The sequence below is a fragment of the Rhodococcus sp. 852002-51564_SCH6189132-a genome, from assembly GCF_001665495.1.
GTDB lineage: Bacteria > Actinomycetota > Actinomycetes > Mycobacteriales > Mycobacteriaceae > Rhodococcus > Rhodococcus pyridinivorans.
On record NZ_LZMJ01000065.1, the window covers coordinates 1 to 994 of the forward strand.

Annotated in this window: 1 protein-coding gene; it reads left to right on the forward strand. The window is 65.8% G+C overall.

The window, feature by feature from the left end:
- Positions 1-994 (forward strand): glucose-6-phosphate dehydrogenase (coenzyme-F420) (gene fgd, locus A5767_RS15530; RefSeq protein WP_064852638.1); only part of this gene is annotated, 994 nt, incomplete at both ends.

The window sequence follows — 994 nt, forward strand, 5'->3', positions numbered from 1 at the left end:
TGAAGTTGGGATACAAGGCGTCGGCAGAGCAGTTCGGGCCGCGCGAGTTGGTGGAGTTGGGTGTGTTGGCCGAGGCGCACGGGATGGATTCGGCGACGGTGTCGGATCATTTCCAGCCGTGGCGGCACAACGGTGGGCATGCGCCGTTCTCGTTGGCGTGGATGACCGCTGTGGGGGAGCGCACCGAAAGGTTGCAGCTGGGCACGAGTGTGCTCACGCCGACGTTCCGGTACAACCCGGCGGTGATCGCGCAGGCCTTCGCGACGATGGGCTGTCTGTATCCGGGACGGATCTTCCTCGGGGTCGGCACCGGCGAAGCACTCAACGAGATCGCCACCGGCTACGCCGGCCAGTGGCCGGAGTTCAAGGAACGCTTCGCCCGGCTGCGCGAATCGGTGCGGTTGATGCGTGAGCTGTGGCGCGGGGACCGGGTCGATTTCGAGGGCGAGTACTACACGACGAAGGGGGCGTCGATCTACGACGTGCCCGAAGGCGGCATCCCGGTCTACGTCGCCGCCGGCGGCCCGGTGGTTGCACGCTATGCCGGACGCGCGGGGGACGGGTTCATCTGCACCTCGGGTAAGGGCATGGAGCTCTACACCGACAAACTCCTGCCGGCCGTCGCCGAGGGGGCGGAGAAGGCCGAGCGGGATGTCGCGCAGATCGACAAGATGATCGAGATCAAGATCTCGTACGACACCGATCCGGACAAGGCGTTGGAGAACACCCGGTTCTGGGCGCCGCTGTCGCTCACGCCGGAGCAGAAGCATTCGATCGATGATCCGATGGAGATGGAGGCGGCGGCGGATGCGTTGCCGATCGAGCAGGTCGCCAAGCGGTGGATCGTGGCGTCGGATCCGGACGAGGCGGTCGAGCAGGTCAGGGCGTATGTCGATGCGGGGTTGAATCATCTGGTGTTCCATGCGCCGGGTCATGATCAGAAGCGGTTCCTGGAGTTGTTCGAGCGCGACCTCGCCCCGCGCCTGCGCGCACT